The following is a 2,393-nucleotide window of genomic DNA, read 5'->3' as shown; positions in this document are numbered from 1 at the left end:
TCTACCTAATAGAAAAACTAAATCAAGTAAACCGACCTTTTGCAACGGTCTTAAATCTTTTATGCCATTTCATGATGGAAGTAAAGGGGTATTTTGCTTTTACAGATATTTAATCCTCAAAAAGATACAGCTTAACTTAATGAGATTGATAATCCGGGTAAAACACCTTTTTTCTGCCCAACAGGAAATCGTTTATCTGCACTTATCGTTTACTTCTCTCTTCTGGCAGCAAGTCATTTTTGAAAGGGTTTTTTGTAAAAGGAAAGATAAGTTGTTTAACAAACCCTTTGGGGAATGATGCGTCAACTAATCCTGTTCCTTTTGGCCATTTATTATCAGGAAGATAGTAGGTTCCAAAAATTTTGTCTATAAAAGGAAACACAACCGCAAAATTATTTCCATAATGTTCTGGTTCTTCACAATGATGCCAATGATGGTATTGAGGCGTGGTAATTATATATTTTAAGAACCTGAAATTTATACTCGTGTTAGAATGAATTAGAACTGCATGAACTGCAATAAAAACAATATATACATTGAATGTTAAGGTTGAAAAGCCTAAAACATAAAGCGGAATGTATGAAATGCTTCTGGTAAAGAAAATATCTATAAAATGAGTGCGTGATCCGGCAAGCCAATCCATATTTTGTGTTGAATGGTGTATAGAGTGAAACCTCCACAGGTAATGATGAGAGTGAAAAAACCGATGAGCCCAATATTGAAATATATCGGTAATTAGTAGTGCCAGAAATAACTCAATAACAAATGGTAATTCTGAAACAAAAGCGTGAACCTGATCCAGATTCATCCAACCAAAAAATGCTACAGCAGGTTTTTTAGTTAATACCCCAAATAGCTGAATTGCCAGATGGCTTATCCCAAAGTAGACAAGATCTGTTCTCCACTCCTTATGAAATTTGGATTGCAGCTTGTTTTTTGGAAAAGCCAATTCTATTGGCACAAATAATAAAGCCATTATAAACAGATCTAATATAAGCCAATCCAAACCAATACTCCATTCTATTTTTTCTACAGCACGTCCTTCAACACTAAGTCCGCCAAGAACAATAGTAAGTACCCCCAATGCAATTCCGATTACAGCATTTTTATTGTTTTTTTTAAGTAGTATACCAACTAAAGCAAAAAGAAACGTTCCGATTACGCAACCCAGCATAAGATTTTCAACCATTTCTGCAGTATATATTTCCCTAAACTCTGCTGTTGTTAGCTGTTCCGGAAATTTAAAACATAGTATTGCAATCAAAGTAAGGGATCCAAGAAATATTGAAACTGCTCCACTAATTCTTCCTTCGCCTACTTGCATTCGTTTAATTTGGTTTTTCATTCTTCTTATTTATGGTTTAAGATTTTTATGTGTTGTCGCAAAGCAGAGCCGTGGTTTATACCTGTTTATGTATGCTTGCAAATATAATAAGAATATGCCATTAGTATGTATTTCTTTGTGTTTAGTGGTTTGTGTGCAAAGCTTTTTTTGGTATGCCTTAGCAGATTATAAGATATTCAGGATGTTTTCATAATTAATTAAACCTGCTTTAAGCAGTAGAACTTCGTAATGAAGCTTGAAGATGCCATAAATACAGTCGTTTTCTTGATTTTAGTATAGCATCGCTATGGTTAAATTAAAAAACGAAGCAAAGCGTCTGTATTTGCAGTAGCTACAAGGTGTAATAGATTTTCTATTGTTTAAAGCAGGTTAAAGGCTATTGGTAAACAAATAAAATGAGAACTTTTGAACTTCTTAATGGAAGTTTTTTTATTATGTAAAGTTGGTTTTAAATCAAAATATGTTTTCTAAAACATATTTAAAAGTTTATTAAAAGATTATATATTAGTTTTTTGGTAGATTTTTTAACAAAATGTTAACTATTTTTTGTAAATTGTAGTAATCAAAAATGAATAAGATATTTTTGCCTATGAAAACAAACAAACTCTTTGGTTTATTAATCTGTGCTCTCCTCTCTTCCTATACATATGCCCAAGTTAGCATTGGAAGCCCTTTACCAGATAACTCAGCTCAATTGGACATAACAGCATCAAACAAAGGACTGTTAATTCCCCGTATAGCTTTACAAAGCACAACAGACAAAACAACAATTGTTAACGGAAATGTAAATAGCTTAATAGTATATGCAACACAAACTGTAAATGATATAAGACCAGGTTATTATTATTGGGAAAATTCATCATGGAAAAGGGTTGCCAACAATGAAGATATTACGTTATTAGAAACATTAACAACCATTATCGAAAACACCAATGGAACATTTACTTATACAGATGAAGACGGTTTACAGACAATTGTTAATATAAAAAATTTAGAAACCCTTACCACACTGGCACTCAATGCCGACGGGTTCAACCTGGACTATACG

General features: G+C 32.7%; 1 protein-coding gene and 1 pseudogene. One reads left to right on the top strand and one right to left on the bottom strand.

Going from position 1 to position 2,393, the window contains the following annotated elements; genetic code table 11:
- Window positions 1–202 precede the first annotated feature (202 nt).
- A complete protein-coding gene (locus ACZIYX_RS23845) occupies window positions 203–1,345 on the bottom strand; it encodes a sterol desaturase family protein (protein ID WP_462684760.1) in 1,143 nt (380 codons plus the stop codon).
- A gap of 589 nt (window positions 1,346–1,934) precedes the next feature.
- Here ACZIYX_RS23845 and ACZIYX_RS23840 point away from each other — a divergent pair.
- A pseudogene (locus tag ACZIYX_RS23840) lies at window positions 1,935–2,393 on the top strand (hypothetical protein); the annotation flags it as partial.

It is taken from the genome of Aquimarina sp. (assembly GCF_977115655.1).
This window is presented reverse-complemented; position numbering and strand designations above follow the sequence as displayed.

Coding starts and splice junctions, on each gene's coding strand:
- ACZIYX_RS23845 (WP_462684760.1), bottom strand. CDS start 1,345: ATGAAAAACCAAATTAAACGAATGCAAGTAGGCGAAGGAAGAATTAGT.